Annotated in this window: 15 protein-coding genes; 11 read left to right on the forward strand and 4 right to left on the reverse strand. The window is 31.3% G+C overall.

What is annotated here, in order from left to right; genetic code table 11:
* Window positions 1–129: 129 nt before the first annotated feature.
* Window positions 130–1,125, reverse strand: coding sequence for a tryptophan--tRNA ligase (gene trpS, locus CD035_RS02995; RefSeq protein WP_048542003.1), 996 nt, complete (start codon window positions 1,123–1,125; stop codon window positions 130–132).
* 334 nt (window positions 1,126–1,459) lie between these two features.
* On the opposite strand from trpS, the gene spxA reads away from it, so the two are divergent.
* The 4 genes from spxA (at window position 1,460) to pepF (ending at window position 5,585) form a co-directional block, all read left to right on the forward strand.
* On the forward strand, window positions 1,460–1,855 hold the full coding sequence (gene spxA / locus CD035_RS03000) for a transcriptional regulator SpxA (RefSeq protein ID WP_025905673.1): 396 nt from the start codon (window positions 1,460–1,462) through the stop codon (window positions 1,853–1,855).
* A gap of 151 nt (window positions 1,856–2,006) precedes the next feature.
* Entirely contained in the window at window positions 2,007–2,696 is a 690-nt protein-coding gene (mecA, locus tag CD035_RS03005; RefSeq protein WP_048542004.1) for an adaptor protein MecA, read from the forward strand.
* 52 nt (window positions 2,697–2,748) lie between these two features.
* On the forward strand, window positions 2,749–3,738 hold the full coding sequence (locus CD035_RS03010; RefSeq protein WP_048542005.1) for a competence protein CoiA: 990 nt from the start codon (window positions 2,749–2,751) through the stop codon (window positions 3,736–3,738).
* Between the two features lie 41 nt (window positions 3,739–3,779).
* Window positions 3,780–5,585: an oligoendopeptidase F gene (pepF, locus tag CD035_RS03015; RefSeq protein ID WP_048542008.1), complete on the forward strand. Its 1,806-nt coding sequence runs from the start codon at window positions 3,780–3,782 to the stop codon at window positions 5,583–5,585.
* Window positions 5,586–6,073: 488 nt separating this feature from the next.
* Here the strand turns inward: pepF and CD035_RS03020 are convergent, their stop codons facing one another.
* The 3 genes from CD035_RS03020 to CD035_RS03030 form a co-directional block, all read right to left on the reverse strand.
* On the reverse strand, window positions 6,074–6,886 hold the full coding sequence (locus tag CD035_RS03020) for a DsbA family protein (RefSeq protein ID WP_048542009.1): 813 nt from the start codon (window positions 6,884–6,886) through the stop codon (window positions 6,074–6,076).
* Between the two features lie 20 nt (window positions 6,887–6,906).
* Complete coding sequence (locus tag CD035_RS03025) at window positions 6,907–7,266, reverse strand: globin domain-containing protein (protein ID WP_048542010.1); 360 nt, start codon at window positions 7,264–7,266, stop codon at window positions 6,907–6,909.
* Window positions 7,267–7,361: 95 nt separating this feature from the next.
* Window positions 7,362–7,940, reverse strand: coding sequence for a CYTH domain-containing protein (locus CD035_RS03030; protein WP_048542012.1), 579 nt, complete (start codon window positions 7,938–7,940; stop codon window positions 7,362–7,364).
* 135 nt (window positions 7,941–8,075) lie between these two features.
* Here CD035_RS03030 and CD035_RS03035 point away from each other — a divergent pair, with 135 nt between their 5' ends.
* The 7 genes from CD035_RS03035 to fabI all read left to right on the forward strand — a co-directional run bounded on the left by CD035_RS03035 (window position 8,076) and on the right by fabI (window position 14,943).
* Entirely contained in the window at window positions 8,076–8,432 is a 357-nt protein-coding gene (locus tag CD035_RS03035) for a UPF0738 family protein (RefSeq protein WP_025905666.1), read from the forward strand.
* Between the two features lie 5 nt (window positions 8,433–8,437).
* A complete protein-coding gene (locus CD035_RS03040; RefSeq protein ID WP_048542741.1) occupies window positions 8,438–9,073 on the forward strand; it encodes a GTP pyrophosphokinase in 636 nt (211 codons plus the stop codon).
* 11 nt (window positions 9,074–9,084) lie between these two features.
* Window positions 9,085–9,888 carry an NAD kinase gene (locus tag CD035_RS03045; RefSeq protein ID WP_048542013.1) on the forward strand — a complete coding sequence of 268 codons (804 nt, stop codon included), beginning with the start codon at window positions 9,085–9,087 and terminating at the stop codon, window positions 9,886–9,888.
* Window positions 9,889–9,890: 2 nt separating this feature from the next.
* Window positions 9,891–10,751, forward strand: coding sequence for an RluA family pseudouridine synthase (locus tag CD035_RS03050; RefSeq protein ID WP_048542015.1), 861 nt, complete (start codon window positions 9,891–9,893; stop codon window positions 10,749–10,751).
* A gap of 31 nt (window positions 10,752–10,782) precedes the next feature.
* A complete protein-coding gene (mgtE, locus tag CD035_RS03055) occupies window positions 10,783–12,165 on the forward strand; it encodes a magnesium transporter (RefSeq protein WP_025905662.1) in 1,383 nt (460 codons plus the stop codon).
* Window positions 12,166–12,175: 10 nt separating this feature from the next.
* Complete coding sequence (locus tag CD035_RS03060; RefSeq protein WP_048542016.1) at window positions 12,176–14,017, forward strand: cation:proton antiporter family protein; 1,842 nt, start codon at window positions 12,176–12,178, stop codon at window positions 14,015–14,017.
* A 152-nt stretch (window positions 14,018–14,169) separates the two neighbouring features.
* Complete coding sequence (gene fabI / locus CD035_RS03065; RefSeq protein WP_048542017.1) at window positions 14,170–14,943, forward strand: enoyl-ACP reductase FabI; 774 nt, start codon at window positions 14,170–14,172, stop codon at window positions 14,941–14,943.
* Window positions 14,944–14,992 lie beyond the last annotated feature (49 nt).

The raw sequence follows: 14,992 nt of genomic DNA on the forward strand, positions 1-14,992 counted from the left end.
GAGAGATATCGTGCGCTATAGGGTGAAAAAGGGGTGTAACGCACGAAGACTGAGAAATATCGTGCGTTATAATAATCAAATATAATCTAGCATAAAAAAAGAGATGGTCACGACCATCTCTTTTTTTAATTATTTTCTTTTTCTACCTAATCCTATAGCGTTTTCCATCTTTTTCAATGTTTTATTGGCTACGAAACTTGCTTTATCTCTACCTTTATCAAGTATTTCATCTAATACTTCTTTGTTTTCATAATAATAATTGAATTTTTCTTGGAATTCTACAAGGAATTTCTTAACTTCTTCAGCTAAGTCTCCTTTGAAATCGCCATATCCTTTATCAGCATATTGTGCTTCTAATTCTTCAATTGATTGACCTGATAGGCTAGAGTATATCACGAGTAAATTACTGATACCTGGTTTGTTTTCTTTATCATATTTAACGATGCCATCAGAATCTGTAACAGCACTTTTAATTTTCTTAGCTGCAACGTTTGGCTCATCTAATAATGAGATGAAGTTTTTTTGATTGTCATCACTTTTACTCATTTTCTTAGTTGGGTCCTGTAAGCTCATAATTCTAGCACCAAACTTAGGCATGTGAATTTCTGGCTTAATTAAAACATCATTATATTTCGTATTAAAGCGATCAACAACATTACGTGTTAATTCAATATGTTGTTTTTGGTCATCACCGACAGGTACGATATTCGTATTATATAGTACAATATCTGCTGCCATTAATGGTGGATAAGTTAATAGACCTGCTGGAATACCTTGAGATTGTTTTTGTGCTTTATCTTTATATTGCGTCATTCTTTCAAGTTCACCAATTGAACTGATTGTTGTTAAAATCCAACCTGCTTGAATGTGTGCTGGTACTTCTGATTGGATGAATAGCGTTACTTTTTCTGGGTCTAGTCCAGATGCTAAGTAAATCGCAGCTAATTTACGAGTGTTTTCTCTTAATTTAAGTCTATCTTGAGGTACTGTAATTGCATGCTGATCTACGATGCAAAAAAAGCAGTCATAGTCGTGTTGAATCTCATTAAATTGTTTTAATGCGCCAATGTAGTTGCCTAAAGTAGGGATACCACTTGGTTGGATACCTGAAAATAAAGTTTCCATTAAACTTGCCTCTTTTCTACAAAATTTCTTTATATCATTATAACAGTATTTTATTCATTTGTAAGTTGTGTTATTCTAGTAATTAGATAAATATGTCGTCATAAACATATTCATCTATAATTTATGTGCTTTTTAATGAATTATTAGCAGTTTCTCATTTAATTTTAATCTTTGAGTTATATAATATATTTATAGCAATTAGATAAAGATTAAACCAAGTGAGCAATATATGTTTAACCTAGTAATATATGGGGTATATATAATTAAGTGTATTTTATCTTATAAGTTCACTGACGTTTAACATAAATAATATTCAATTAGGAGAGTGAGATGTATGGTAACATTATTTACTTCACCAAGTTGCACATCTTGCCGTAAAGCGAAAGCATGGTTACAAGAACATGACATTCCGTATACGGAGCGTAATATTTTTTCAGAACACTTAACATTAGATGAAATTAAATCAATCTTAAAGATGACAGAAGATGGAACAGACGAAATTATTTCAACTCGTTCTAAAACATATCAAAAATTAAATGTAGATATCGATGCATTACCTCTACAAGAATTATATACAATTATACAAGACAACCCAGGTTTATTACGTCGACCTATTATTTTAGATGATAAACGTTTACAAGTTGGTTATAACGAAGATGAAATTCGTCGTTTCTTACCAAGAAAAGTGCGTACATTCCAATTAATGGAAGCACAACGTATGGTTGACTAATTTAGTCTAATATTAACATTATAGCTCCTGTTTACAGGGGCTATTTTTGTACAATAAATTAATTGTGAATAGTTCGAACAAATTACTGTTAAAATGTACTTGTTTATAATACAATGAATGTACTATTCCTAGAGTAAGGGAGTGTGACATTATGAGAATAGAACGAATTGATGAAACAACGGTAAAATTATTTATAACTTATCAAGATATCGAAGCAAGAGGTTTCAAACGTGAAGATTTATGGACAAATCGTAAACGTGGCGAAGAATTTTTCTGGTCTATGATGGATGAAATCAATGATGAGGAAGAATTTGTCGTTGAAGGACCTTTGTGGATCCAAGTGCATGCATTTGAAAAGGGTGTTGAAGTAACAGTTTCTAAATCTAAAGGTGACGAACTGTTAAATATGACTGACGAGGAATCTAATGATCAATTAGAGTATCAAGTCAATGATTTCTTATCTCAAGCACTCGATTCTGATCAGAATATTGGAGATCTCTTGAATGATGAGAAAGAAGCTGAAAAACAATTTGTCCCTAAAGACATAGGCTTACTTGTAAGATTCGAAGAGTTAGAAGATATTATTGAATATGCACATTATAATGAACATAAAGATATTGTATTTACAGACTTATTATACATGTTAGATAACAAATATTATTATTATGTACAATTTGATCAAATAGATAGTGAAGACATTATTAATGACTTCTACGGACAATTACTTGAATATGCAAATCCAACTCAAGTATCTAAATTATATCTAGATGATTATGCGAAAGTTGTCATGAGTTATAATGTTACGGGTCAAGTGAGAAGATATTTTGAACCTAAAAATTAAATAAGTAATTTTAGTACCTCTTTACGTTTTATATAGTAAAGAGGTGTTTTTTATGTTAATGGGACTTAATCAACATAATCAGTTAATATATGCACAACACGCTAAGACCAATGAAATTTATAGGTGCCCGGATTGTTTATCTGAACTCGTTATCAAGAAAGGAAAACATACTGTAGCGCACTTTGCTCATAAAGTAGATAGTTATTGTTTAAGAAATAGTTATAAGAAAGAATCTCTTGATCACATATCATCTAAACATCATATTTATGCATGCTTAAATGGGAAAGTTAACATAGATATGGAATATTATATATCTGAAATTGAACAAATTCCCGACATTATAATTAATAAAAATATTGTTGTCGAATTTCAATATTCTCCTATTAGCTTTGATTTATTAATGTATAGGAGTGAAGGATTTCGTTTAATGAATATAAAAGTGATTTGGATTGGTAAAAATATTAAATATCTGAATGGTATATTAACCCTCAGTTATTTTGAAGCAGCACTCATTAATCATAAAGAAAGAACACTTATAACTTATAATCCTGAAGAGCGTTTATTAATAAGATATGAATGTTTACAATCAATTGATAAACATAGATTTATCGGTTATAGACGGGAAATTCAATGGGACCATTTATTAGAAGATTACCCGTTAAAGAAAATACCAAATTTAGCATTAACGGATATGGCTTACCAAGAATATTTAACTAAATGTAGGAAACAGAAGAATGTATTAGAACCGACGCTATCGTTATTATATAATGCTCGCTTAATACATAAGAAGAGACGCCCGATTATTGGCATTATTGTACCTGAACAAATATATTTTTTAACACATTGTATTACATGGCAATCATACTTATTTTTAGAAATGAAAAATAAGACATTTACTTTTGAAAAATTTTATCAGTTCATAGAATTTAGATCATTTTATGATTGTCATTATTCTAAGAAAGAAATCCTATTGAGCGCCTTTTACTCATATATTTCAATTGTAAAACGAAAGGCTATTTCACGTGCAAAATGGACTAATTAATGAGAAAATTATAAATATGAAATATTAAGGAGGCTATTAAGATGGCGAAGTTAATTACAAGGGAAGAACAACAAGAACAATATACATGGGACTTAACAACTATCTTTTCTTCTGACGAAGCATATGAAGAAGCTTTTAAAGAGTTAGAAGGCTATTTAGGTAAAGAAGAACAATTCAAAGGTCACTTGAAAGATAGTGCAGAAACATTGTATAAAGCGTTATTACTTGATAGTGAAATAGATGAGAAACTAGGTAAGGTTTATGTTTATGCTCATTTGAAACATGATCAAGACACAGCAAATGATAAATACGCTGGATATGAAGCGAAGGCAGCAACACTTGCTAATAAATTTGCGAGTGCATGGAGCTTCATTTTGCCTGAATTAATGTCTATTGATGAAGCAACATTAAATGAATTTGTTGAATCAAACGATGATTTAAAAAGATATCAATTTGATATTGAGAAACTTAATAAGAAAAGACCTCACATTTTAAGCGATAAAGAAGAAAAGATTTTAGCTGAAGCAGGGGAAGCATTACAAACACCTAGTAATGTATTTGGTATGTTTAATAATGCTGACTTAACATTTAAACCAGCTGTCGATAAAGATGGTAATGAACATGAACTGACACAAGGCACATATACTAAATTGTTAGAATCTGAAGATCGCGTTTTAAGAAAATCTGCTTATGATAATGTTTATGAAGCATATGGAAGTCATAACAATACATTAACTGCAACGTTAAGTGGGAAAGTTAAGACTGCTATATTTAGTTCAAAAGTTCGCAAGTATAACTCAGCTCGTGAACAAGCGCTATCAAATAACTTTATTCCAGAAGAAGTATACGATAACTTAATTGCGACTGTACATAAGCATTTACCATTGTTACATCGTTATACTGATTTAAGAAAAGAGTTACTTGGTTTAGATGAAATGCATATGTATGATATGTATACACCACTAGTTAAAAACTCTTCATTTGAGATGCCATATGAAGAAGCTAAAGACTGGATGGTTAAAGCGTTACAACCTATGGGTCAAACGTACATAGATGTAGTTGAAGAAGGTTTAAATAATAGATGGGTAGATGTTTATGAGAATAAAGGTAAACGCTCTGGTGGCTATTCTTCAGGCGCTCACTTAACAAATCCATTTATTTTACTTAACTGGACAGATTCTATTTCTGATTTATTTACGTTAATTCATGAATTTGGACATTCTGCACACAGTTATTTCAGTAGAAAACATCAACAATCAAATGAAAGTGATTATTCAATCTTTGTGGCAGAAGTTGCTTCAACAACTAACGAAGCGTTGTTAAGTGAATATATGGATAAGAACTTAGAAGATCCTGAAAAGCGTAAATATTTACTAAACCAAGAGTTAGAAAGATTTAGAGCAACATTATTTAGACAAACAATGTTCGCTGAGTTTGAATATCTTATTCATAAAATTGTAGAAGATGGTGAACCATTAACTGCAGATCGTTTAAACTCTGAGTATGCAGAACTTAATAAAAAATATTTCGGCGATGCTGTTGTGACAGATGAGAATATTGCCAAAGAATGGTCACGTATTCCTCATTTCTATTATAATTTCTATGTTTATCAATATGCTACAGGTTATAGTGCAGCACAAGCATTAAGTAAACAAATATTAGAAGAAGGCGAACCAGCAGTTGAGAGATATATTAATGAATTCTTAAAAGCAGGTAGCTCAGATTATCCGATAGAAGTATTGAAAAAAGCTGGTGTCGATATGACATCTAAACAACCAATAGAAGAGGCAATGGAAGTCTTTGAACAGAAACTAAATGCCTTTGAAAAGCTTGTAAAAGAGAAATAAATGTATGTAGACGTTTCCAATATGACAACTGTGTGACAAATTAAAAAAACCGATGTTTTTTGTTGAATTTAGTGTACAGAGCATGTTATATTACATACATGAAATTAATCACATAACAAACATACCCCTTTGTTTGAAGTGAAAAATTTCTCCCATCCCCTTTGTTTAAGCACCGTGTAATCAGACACGGTGTTTTTTATTTATTTATTTGTTCATTCATAGTTAACATCCCAAAAGTTATCTATTAAATGGTGAGTATAAGTTATAAGGACGTATATTTAACCATAAAGTATGAAACTTAATTTTCATGCTAAAAATTGAGTAGGGCATAAAAGTCCAAAAAAACAGCAGTTATTCATCTTTAATGATGGATGACTGCTGTTTTTTTATTTTACGACTTTATTCTAAAACATAAAAATAGCATCTCATTTTTAACTGGATGAACCAGTGAAATGAGATGCTATTTAATTTAAGTAAGGATACAGATCCTAATACTTATCATTATTTACTTTTCTTTTCTTAAATTTCCAAAAATCTCCGTGTACAGAATCTTGTTGTTCTATATAATTTTGGAGTTGTAATTTTTTTAATTCGCGTTTGACAATTTTCTCTGGCCATTCATATATTGTCGCAATTTCTTGTTCAGAAATAATTGATTGCGATTGTATATAGTCGAGTAATTTTGGAGGAAGTTGCTTCTCAACTTCTGTTCCAATAAGTTCTTGAATGATATACGTATAAATATGATATGGGTATAAACCTTCTACTTTAAGTCCTTCAGAATGTACATCTTCATTAAAGAACACAAGTGATGGTGTCATATTGATATCCATCTCACGCGCAATATGCAAATCTGTTTGTAAACTATCAGTCAATGACTGCTCTTTCAAGTCTTTAATAAATACAGATAAATCAATTCCAGATTTGTACGCACACTTTCTAATCAGCTCAGTTGTAATGATTTTTTCATGAGGTATAATTTCATTCTGAATTAAGTTTAGAAATCTGCTCGCTCTATTATGTCCTTGTAATTCTGCTGCTTTAAATGCTAAAGCTACATTATCAAATTCACATGTGCTTTGAGCCTGACATTTAGTCAAAACTTTTAGAGAGGGATTCAAAATCTGACGAATTTTAACATATTTTTGATATTCAATTTTTAACTTTGCTAATGTAGCTGATAGATTAAAACAATCTTCGCAAAATGGATCAAAAAATGAATAAATTTCGATTTTGCTTACAGGTGTTAAATCTATATTATTTTGTTCATTAGCATGGATTAGTCTTAATTCTTCGGCCATATTATCCACCTTCAACTATATTAAGCGTTAACCATGTGGTTTGCAGTTAGCTTGAGTCTTTCATATAAATATTCTTGTATATCTTTATTTAATCGAGAATGGGTAATGGCTTCAAGCATATTCTCTAGCCAGGCATCTCTTTCTTTATTCGTAATTCTGAAAGGTAAATGACGTTGTCGTAACATCGGATGACCGTGTTCTTCTGTATATAATGCTGGACCACCCAAAAACTGCGTTAAAAACTGTTTCTGTTTACGACTCGTTTCTGCAAAGTCACCAGGGAAAAGATGATTAATACGATTATCGCGTTCTACGAGATAATAAAAGTGATCAATCATGTCGTACAAATCTTGGGGGTCGATTACTTCATATGGGGTCATAATTTCACCTTTTCTTGCTTATTTCATTATCGATAATATTAATATAACATGTTCTTAAATTTTTAAAAGTATTTCGACTTGTAACGAAAGTAAATTCATGTTCTTTTGCGATCTGCATTGAAAAAGCGTACCACTTTATTATTTGGAATATTTCTTTCTATATTCAAGTCATTCAAAATTTTATTAAAAGCTATTTCGCCTTTATCATAGTCCTTAACTTCGAATTCTAATTCATAATCTTCAATACCTAAATAAATACTATGATCCAATACTAAAAGTCCTGTGCCAATATCTTTTTCTAACCTATAAGTCGTTAAATCACCAAGTTGTCTCAGGTCATTTAGTGGAATATTAAACTTATTTAATATTTCAGTAATGTTTTCTGGAAGATATTGTTTGTTTAAACGTTCACCTTGTTTAGGAATATCCTCAACTATTTCGTTATATTCTAGAAGACCAACTTCTTGTGGGACTTTTAAAGTCATTTCATAATTATGATTCTTTTCACGTATTCGTAGTGCCATTTTTTGTGACATAATATCATGATTATTTGTATCTATATAGTAATTTGTTTGTTTAAAAGGCTCACTTTGTTTAAAATAATATTGTTTGATTAATTCATAATCTTCAAGCGTGAGCATATTCTTGAATTCAATTTCGAGTTCTTGTCCCATTTTGATATACACTTCCTTTTACACTATTATTATGGAAGATTTACGGATAAACAAGTAATTATACAAAATTGACTTGATGATATGAATGTTTAAATTAAAATGTGTTAAAATAGATTGGAATAAGGAGGAACAACAATGCGTATTTATGTAAATGAAATTAAAATAAATGACAATCAAATCAAATGTTATACAGACCAACCAACTGAGGGATTAGAACCAGCAGAGCATATGATTGTAGATAGCGATAATCATGCATTTGTATATATGCTTGATAGCGGTGAACAATACCATTATTTATTATTTGTAGAGGAAACATGGTCAATGATTCATGAACACTTCGACAAAGAGGTCATCGTCAACGATCATTTAGTATTAACTTCATTTAAAGAAGAAATGGAATTTTTATTAGATAACATCGCAGATAATCACAACTATGGTAAAGCGTTTGTAGCTTCGGTAGAGGAAGCATTTGAATTAAACAAAGCGGAGTGATGGTTATGAATCAATGGGAAGAATTTTTGGCACCATATAAACAAGCAATTGACGAATTAAAGATTAAATTGAAGGGGTTACGTAAACAATATGAATCTTCAGATAAACCTTCGCCAATTGAGTTTGTTACAGGTCGTGTTAAACCCATCTCAAGTATAATAGATAAAGCAAATCAACGTGATATTCCTTTTGATCGATTAAGAGAGGAAATGTATGATATTGCGGGTTTAAGAATGATGTGTCAGTTTGTTGATGATATAGATATCGTTGTAGAACTTTTAAGACAACGACAAGATTTTGAAGTTGTAGAAGAACGAAATTATATCGAATATACAAAAGAAAGTGGATATCGTTCGTATCATGTAATTATCAGTTATCCAATTGAAACGTTACATGGTCAAACGAATATTTTGGCAGAAATTCAAATTAGAACATTAGCGATGAATTTCTGGGCGACGATTGAACATACCTTAAGATATAAGTACGATGGTGATTATCCTCCTGAAATAAGAAATAGACTTGAGAGAGCAGCTGAGGCAGCATTTTTATTAGATGAAGAAATGTCTGAAATACGTGAAGAAATTCAAGAAGCACAGAAATATTATTCCAGACAGAAAAGTAATAAACACAAACACGATTAGGGGTGAATGCTTTGAAATATAATATATTATCAAAAGGTGATTCAAAATCGAATGCTTTAATGTATAAAATGAAAAATCATATGAATGACTTTAATATGGTTGAAGACAAAGAATCACCCGATATCGTAATTTCTGTTGGTGGAGATGGTACTTTATTACAAGCATTTCACCAATATAGTCATATGTTAGGAGATGTCAGTTTCGTAGGTGTACATACTGGACATTTAGGTTTCTATGCTGATTGGTTGCCACACGAAGTTGAAAAACTCATTATTGAAATTAACAATTCAACTTATCAAGTTATAGAATATCCATTATTAGAAGTTATAATTCGCTACAAAAAAGGCGGATATGAAACGAGATATTTAGCTTTAAATGAAGCAACTATTAAAACTGATAATGGCGCAACACTAGTTGTAGATTTAGTATTAAGAGGCGAGCAGTTTGAAAGGTTTAGAGGTGATGGTTTATGTGTTTCAACACCATCTGGTTCAACGGCTTATAATAAAGCTTTAGGTGGGGCACTTATACATCCATCACTAGAAGCTATGCAAATAGCTGAAATAGCTTCTATTAATAACCGTGTCTTTAGAACGGTTGGTTCTCCGCTTGTATTACCTAAACATCACGTTTGTCATATACATCCAGTAAATCACGATACATTACAAGTTACGATTGATCATGTAAATGTTAAACATAAAAATATTGAATCTATTCAATATAGAGTAGCAAATGAAAAAGTCCGCTTTGCGAGATTTAGACCATTTCCTTTCTGGAAAAGAGTACATGATTCATTTATTTCAAATGAGGATTAAACATGAAAGTATTACAATATCGAGCAGCTTCTTCAATGATTTTGAAGACATTCTTATATGATAAAGGCATTTCTAAAAAGAGTTTAAGCGCCATTAAGCAGAATGGCGCTTTATTAGTGAATAAAGAACACGCTACCGTTAGAAAAGAAATTCATGAAGGTGACGAAATTGAGATTCACTTACCAAATGAATCTCCTAGTCATAATTTAGAACCATTTACGTTTGATTTAAATATTTTGTTTGAAGATGAATGGTTTATCATCGTTTCTAAACCTGCCATGATGAATACAGCGCCTTCTAGAGAACATCCTCATAATAGTTTAGTTGAAGCGGTGTTAAGCTATATGCTAATGAATGGTGAACGAACAATTCCACATATAGTGACACGTTTAGATCGCGGTACAAGTGGTATAGTTATATTTGCGAAGCATCAATTATTACATCACATGGTTTCAAATACGACAATAAGTAAATACTATGTTGCACTTGTACATGGTGTTGTTGCACCGAAGAAAGGTGTTATTAAAGCACCAATTGCACGTGCTAAACATTCTATTATAGAAAGAGAAGTTTCTGAAGAAGGTAAGTTTGCACATACAGAATATGAATATTTAGATGGTGATTCTGAAAATAGCATGCTTAAATTACAACTTTTTACAGGTAGAACACATCAAATAAGAGTACATCTTGCACATATTGGTTATCCAATTATAGGTGATAGTTTATATGGATATGAAGATGGTCAATATGATCATCAATTACTGCAGTGCAATCATATAGAATTTATACATCCAATCACTTTGAAACAATTGCATATTGTTGATGAAATGCACTATAACCTAAGCGGTGTAGGTATGATATAATAAATTGTATTTTTATGAGGAGGTGGCAAAGTTGGTTAATGAAAATAATGAAAATTACATCGAAGACGAAGCTTTTGATAAAGAAAAGTTAGACGAACTATTAGCAAATGATGAAATAGACCAATTTAGAGAAGAATTTTTAAATATGCATACATATGACCAAGGTGAATACTTTGAAATATGTGATAATGAGCTCAAACAAAAAATATATCAATTCCTTTCACCGTTAGAAGTAGCTGACTTCTTTGAAACGACTGAGTTAGATGATGAAGAATACGAAGAAATTTTTCAAAATATGAATGCTAATTATGCAAGTCAAATGTTAAGTGACATGTCATACGATAACGCAGTTGATATTTTGAATGTATTATCTAAAAGTAAAATAGCCACTTTACTCACACTCATGAATCGTGAAGATGCTAGAGAAATTAAAGCATTACTTCATTATGAAGAAGATACTGCCGGTGGTATTATGACCACTGAGTTTATTTCAGTATATTCAACAATGTCTGTTAAAGAAGCGATGTTCTATGTTAAAGAACAAGCACCTGAAGCGGAAACAATATATGTTATTTTCGTTGTAGACGAAAATAAAAAATTAGCAGGCGTTATCTCATTAAGAGACTTAATTGTCGCTGAAAATGATGCATATATTGAAGAAATTATGAGTGAACGTGTTATCAGTTCTAATGTAGCTGATGACCAAGAAGACGTCGCACAAACAATGCGAGATTATGACTTGATTGCGTTACCTGTAATCGACTATCAAGATCATTTATTAGGTATCATTACAATTGATGATATCTTGGACGTTATGGATGAAGAAGCAAGTGAAGACTACTCTAAATTAGCGGGTGTATCTGACATCGACTCTACAAATGATTCAGTCTTCCAAACAGCTATGAAACGTTTACCTTGGTTATTAATATTAACGGTTTTAGGCATGATCACAGCATCCATACTAGGACAATTTGAAGATACACTTTCACAAGTTGCCCTTCTTGCAGCATTTATACCTATCATTAGTGGTATGAGTGGTAACTCAGGTACACAATCTCTTGCCGTATCTGTACGTAATATATCAACAGGTGAAATAAATGAACAAAGCAAATTTAAGCTCGCACTTCGTGAATCTGGTTCAGGACTACTAACTGGTTTCTTCTGTGCAATAAGTTTATTCATTATAATTGTCTTATTATATCGTGAACCTGTATTGGCGCTTATCGTTTCAGTTAGTTTAACAATAGCGATGACTGTAGGTACTTTAATGGGTGCAATTATACCGATGTTTATGAATAAAATGAATATTGACCCTGCAGTTGCAAGTGGACCATTCATTACGACAATAAACGACATTGTCAGTATGTTAATCTACTTTGGTTTAGCAACAGCATTTATGTCTTATCTAATATAAGGAGAATAATATGGAGCATTCTAGTTTTACATCTCTAGTTATTGTTGTTATTGCTGCATTTTTAACACCTATACTTGTAAATAGGTTGAAAATTTCTTTCTTACCTGTTGTCGTTGCTGAAATCATAATGGGGATAATCATAGGTGACTCTTTATTTGGATTAGTAAAAGAAGATGCATGGTTATCTATCTTATCGACGTTAGGTTTTATATTTTTAATGTTCTTAAGTGGTTTAGAAATTGATTTTAACGCGTTTAAGACGAAACAAACTTCTGATGAACAAGAAGGAAATAATATTCCAAGTAATTTATATTTAACGGCCGTCGTATTTTCTTTAATTATGGTTTTATCTATTTTATTAGCCTTTATATTCAAATGGACTGGTTTAATAGACGACGTATTATTGATGGTTATCATCATCTCGACAATTAGTTTGGGCGTAGTTGTACCAACATTAAAAGAAATGAATATTATGCATACAAGCATCGGACAGTTTATCTTGTTAGTTGCAGTTGTAGCAGATTTAGCAACAATGTTACTATTAACAGTTTACGGTACAATAAATGCTAAAGGTGATTCACCGTTATGGCTTATAGGTATTCTAATCGTCTTTAGTTTTATCTTTTATATTATGGGTGGTTTATTTAAAAAATCACCATTCTTAAAAAAATTAACTTCAGGTACAACTCAAATAGGTATTCGTGCAGTGTTTGCACTCATTATTCTACTCGTTGGTTTAGCTGAAGGAGTAGGCGCTGAAAATATATTAGGTGCCTTCCTAGCAGGTGTTATCGTATCGTTATTAGGACCTGACCAAGATATGGTAGAGAAATTAGACTCATTTGGATATGGTTTCTTTATTCCAATATTCTTCATTATGGTAGGTGTGAATTTAAACATTCCATCACTTGTGCAAGAGCCAGGTTTATTAATTATCATACCTTTACTGTTTATTGCCTTTTTAATTTCTAAGCTGATTCCAGTAGCATTTATAGGTAAATGGTATGACCGTAAAACGACAATTTCTTCGGCATTCCTATTAACTTCAACATTGTCACTTGTAATCGCAGCAGCAAAAATCGCTGAACAACTTGGAACAATTAGTTCAGAAATATCTGGCATACTTATTCTAAGTGCGGTTATCACATGTGTCTTTGTACCGATTGTATTTAAGAAGATGTTCCCAATGCCTGAAGAAACTAAGAAAATTGTTAAAGTGAGCTTTATTGGTAAAAACCAATTATCGATCCCAGTTGCTCAAAGTATACATTCTCACATTTATCAAACTTCAATGTTCTTTAGAAAAGATCTTTCAGATAATAGAAAGTTAGATGAAAGTATTAAAACATTTGAGTTAGATGATTATATTGAAGAGGAACTATTAGAATTAGGCTTATTTGATTCAGATATCATTGTATGTTCAGCAAATGATGATCAAATCAACAAACAAGTTGCTTTAATGGCGCATAATCATGGCGTTAAAAGAATTATTTGTAAACAAGAAAATGGTAGTGAAGATGAAGCATTTGAAGGTAAAAATATTGAATTCTTTAGTAGTTTCTTAAGTAATAAAATCTTACTTAAAGGATTAATTGAATCTCCAAATATGCTGAACTTATTAAGTAACGTAGAAACTTCTCTATATGAGATAGAGATGAAGAACCATAGTTATCATAATGTATTGTTAAGATCATTCCCATTTGCTGGGGACGTAATCTTTGTACGTATTATTAGAGGCAAAGATTCAATCGTACCTCATGGTGATACTGAATTACAATATGGAGATAAGTTAATTGTGACAGGATCAAAAGAATATGTTTCACAATTAAAACAAGATATGGAATTTATTTAATAAACTTTGTAAAAATGAGGTTGTACTATAGACCTCATTTTTACTTTTTATTCAATATAAAATAAAAGTATAATGCTTGTCAGGTGGTCTGACCAGTGTTATTATAACGAGTGAATGTTTAGTATAATATACATATTAAAGGAGTATAGTGAATGTTTAATTTAGAAGGTAAAACATATGTAATCATGGGTATTGCGAACAAAAGAAGTATTGGCTTTGGTGTAGCTAAAGTGTTAGACGAACTAGGTGCTAACTTAGTATTCACATACAGAAAAGAACGTAGTAAAGATCAACTTGTTAAATTATTTGAAGAATTAAAAAATCAAAAAGGACAACATATTTTTGAATGTGATGTTCAAAAAGACGATCACGTTGTAAATGCTTTTGAACAAATTGGAGAAAAATTTGGTCATATCGATGGTGTTTACCATTCAATCGCTTTTGCTAATATGGAAGACTTAAGAGGAAGATTTACTGATACATCTCGTGAAGGTTTCTTATTAGCACAAGATATTAGTTCTTATTCATTAACAATCGTTGCAAGAGAAGCTAAAAAATTAATGCCAGAAGGTGGCAGCATCGTTGCAACTACTTATTTAGGCGGAGAATATGCAGTACCTAACTACAATGTGATGGGTGTAGCTAAAGCAAGTTTAGAAGCAAACGTTAAATATTTAGCACGTGACTTAGGAGAAGATAACATTCGAGTAAATGCTATCTCTGCAGGTCCCATCCGTACATTAAGTGCAAAAGGTGTAGGTGGATTCAATGCGATCCTTAAAGAAATTGAAGAACGTTCACCATTAAAACGTAATGTAGATATTATAGAAGTAGGTAAAACAGCAGCTTATCTATTAAGTGACTACTCAAGCGGTGTAACAGGTGAGAATATTCATGTAGACTCAGGTTACCATGTTGTAAGATAATTTAGAGAACCAACAAAATCTATGATTTTGTTGGTTTTTTGTATATGTA

This window comes from Mammaliicoccus sciuri, from assembly GCF_002901825.1.
Lineage (GTDB): Bacteria > Bacillota > Bacilli > Staphylococcales > Staphylococcaceae > Mammaliicoccus > Mammaliicoccus sciuri.

Coding starts and splice junctions, on each gene's coding strand:
- trpS (WP_048542003.1), bottom strand. CDS start 1,125: ATGGAAACTTTATTTTCAGGTATCCAACCAAGTGGTATCCCTACTTTA.
- spxA (WP_025905673.1), top strand. CDS start 1,460: ATGGTAACATTATTTACTTCACCAAGTTGCACATCTTGCCGTAAAGCG.
- mecA (WP_048542004.1), top strand. CDS start 2,007: ATGAGAATAGAACGAATTGATGAAACAACGGTAAAATTATTTATAACT.
- CD035_RS03010 (WP_048542005.1), top strand. CDS start 2,749: ATGTTAATGGGACTTAATCAACATAATCAGTTAATATATGCACAACAC.
- pepF (WP_048542008.1), top strand. CDS start 3,780: ATGGCGAAGTTAATTACAAGGGAAGAACAACAAGAACAATATACATGG.
- CD035_RS03020 (WP_048542009.1), bottom strand. CDS start 6,886: ATGGCCGAAGAATTAAGACTAATCCATGCTAATGAACAAAATAATATA.
- CD035_RS03025 (WP_048542010.1), bottom strand. CDS start 7,266: ATGACCCCATATGAAGTAATCGACCCCCAAGATTTGTACGACATGATT.
- CD035_RS03030 (WP_048542012.1), bottom strand. CDS start 7,940: ATGGGACAAGAACTCGAAATTGAATTCAAGAATATGCTCACGCTTGAA.
- CD035_RS03035 (WP_025905666.1), top strand. CDS start 8,076: ATGCGTATTTATGTAAATGAAATTAAAATAAATGACAATCAAATCAAA.
- CD035_RS03040 (WP_048542741.1), top strand. CDS start 8,438: ATGAATCAATGGGAAGAATTTTTGGCACCATATAAACAAGCAATTGAC.
- CD035_RS03050 (WP_048542015.1), top strand. CDS start 9,891: ATGAAAGTATTACAATATCGAGCAGCTTCTTCAATGATTTTGAAGACA.
- CD035_RS03060 (WP_048542016.1), top strand. CDS start 12,176: ATGGAGCATTCTAGTTTTACATCTCTAGTTATTGTTGTTATTGCTGCA.
- fabI (WP_048542017.1), top strand. CDS start 14,170: ATGTTTAATTTAGAAGGTAAAACATATGTAATCATGGGTATTGCGAAC.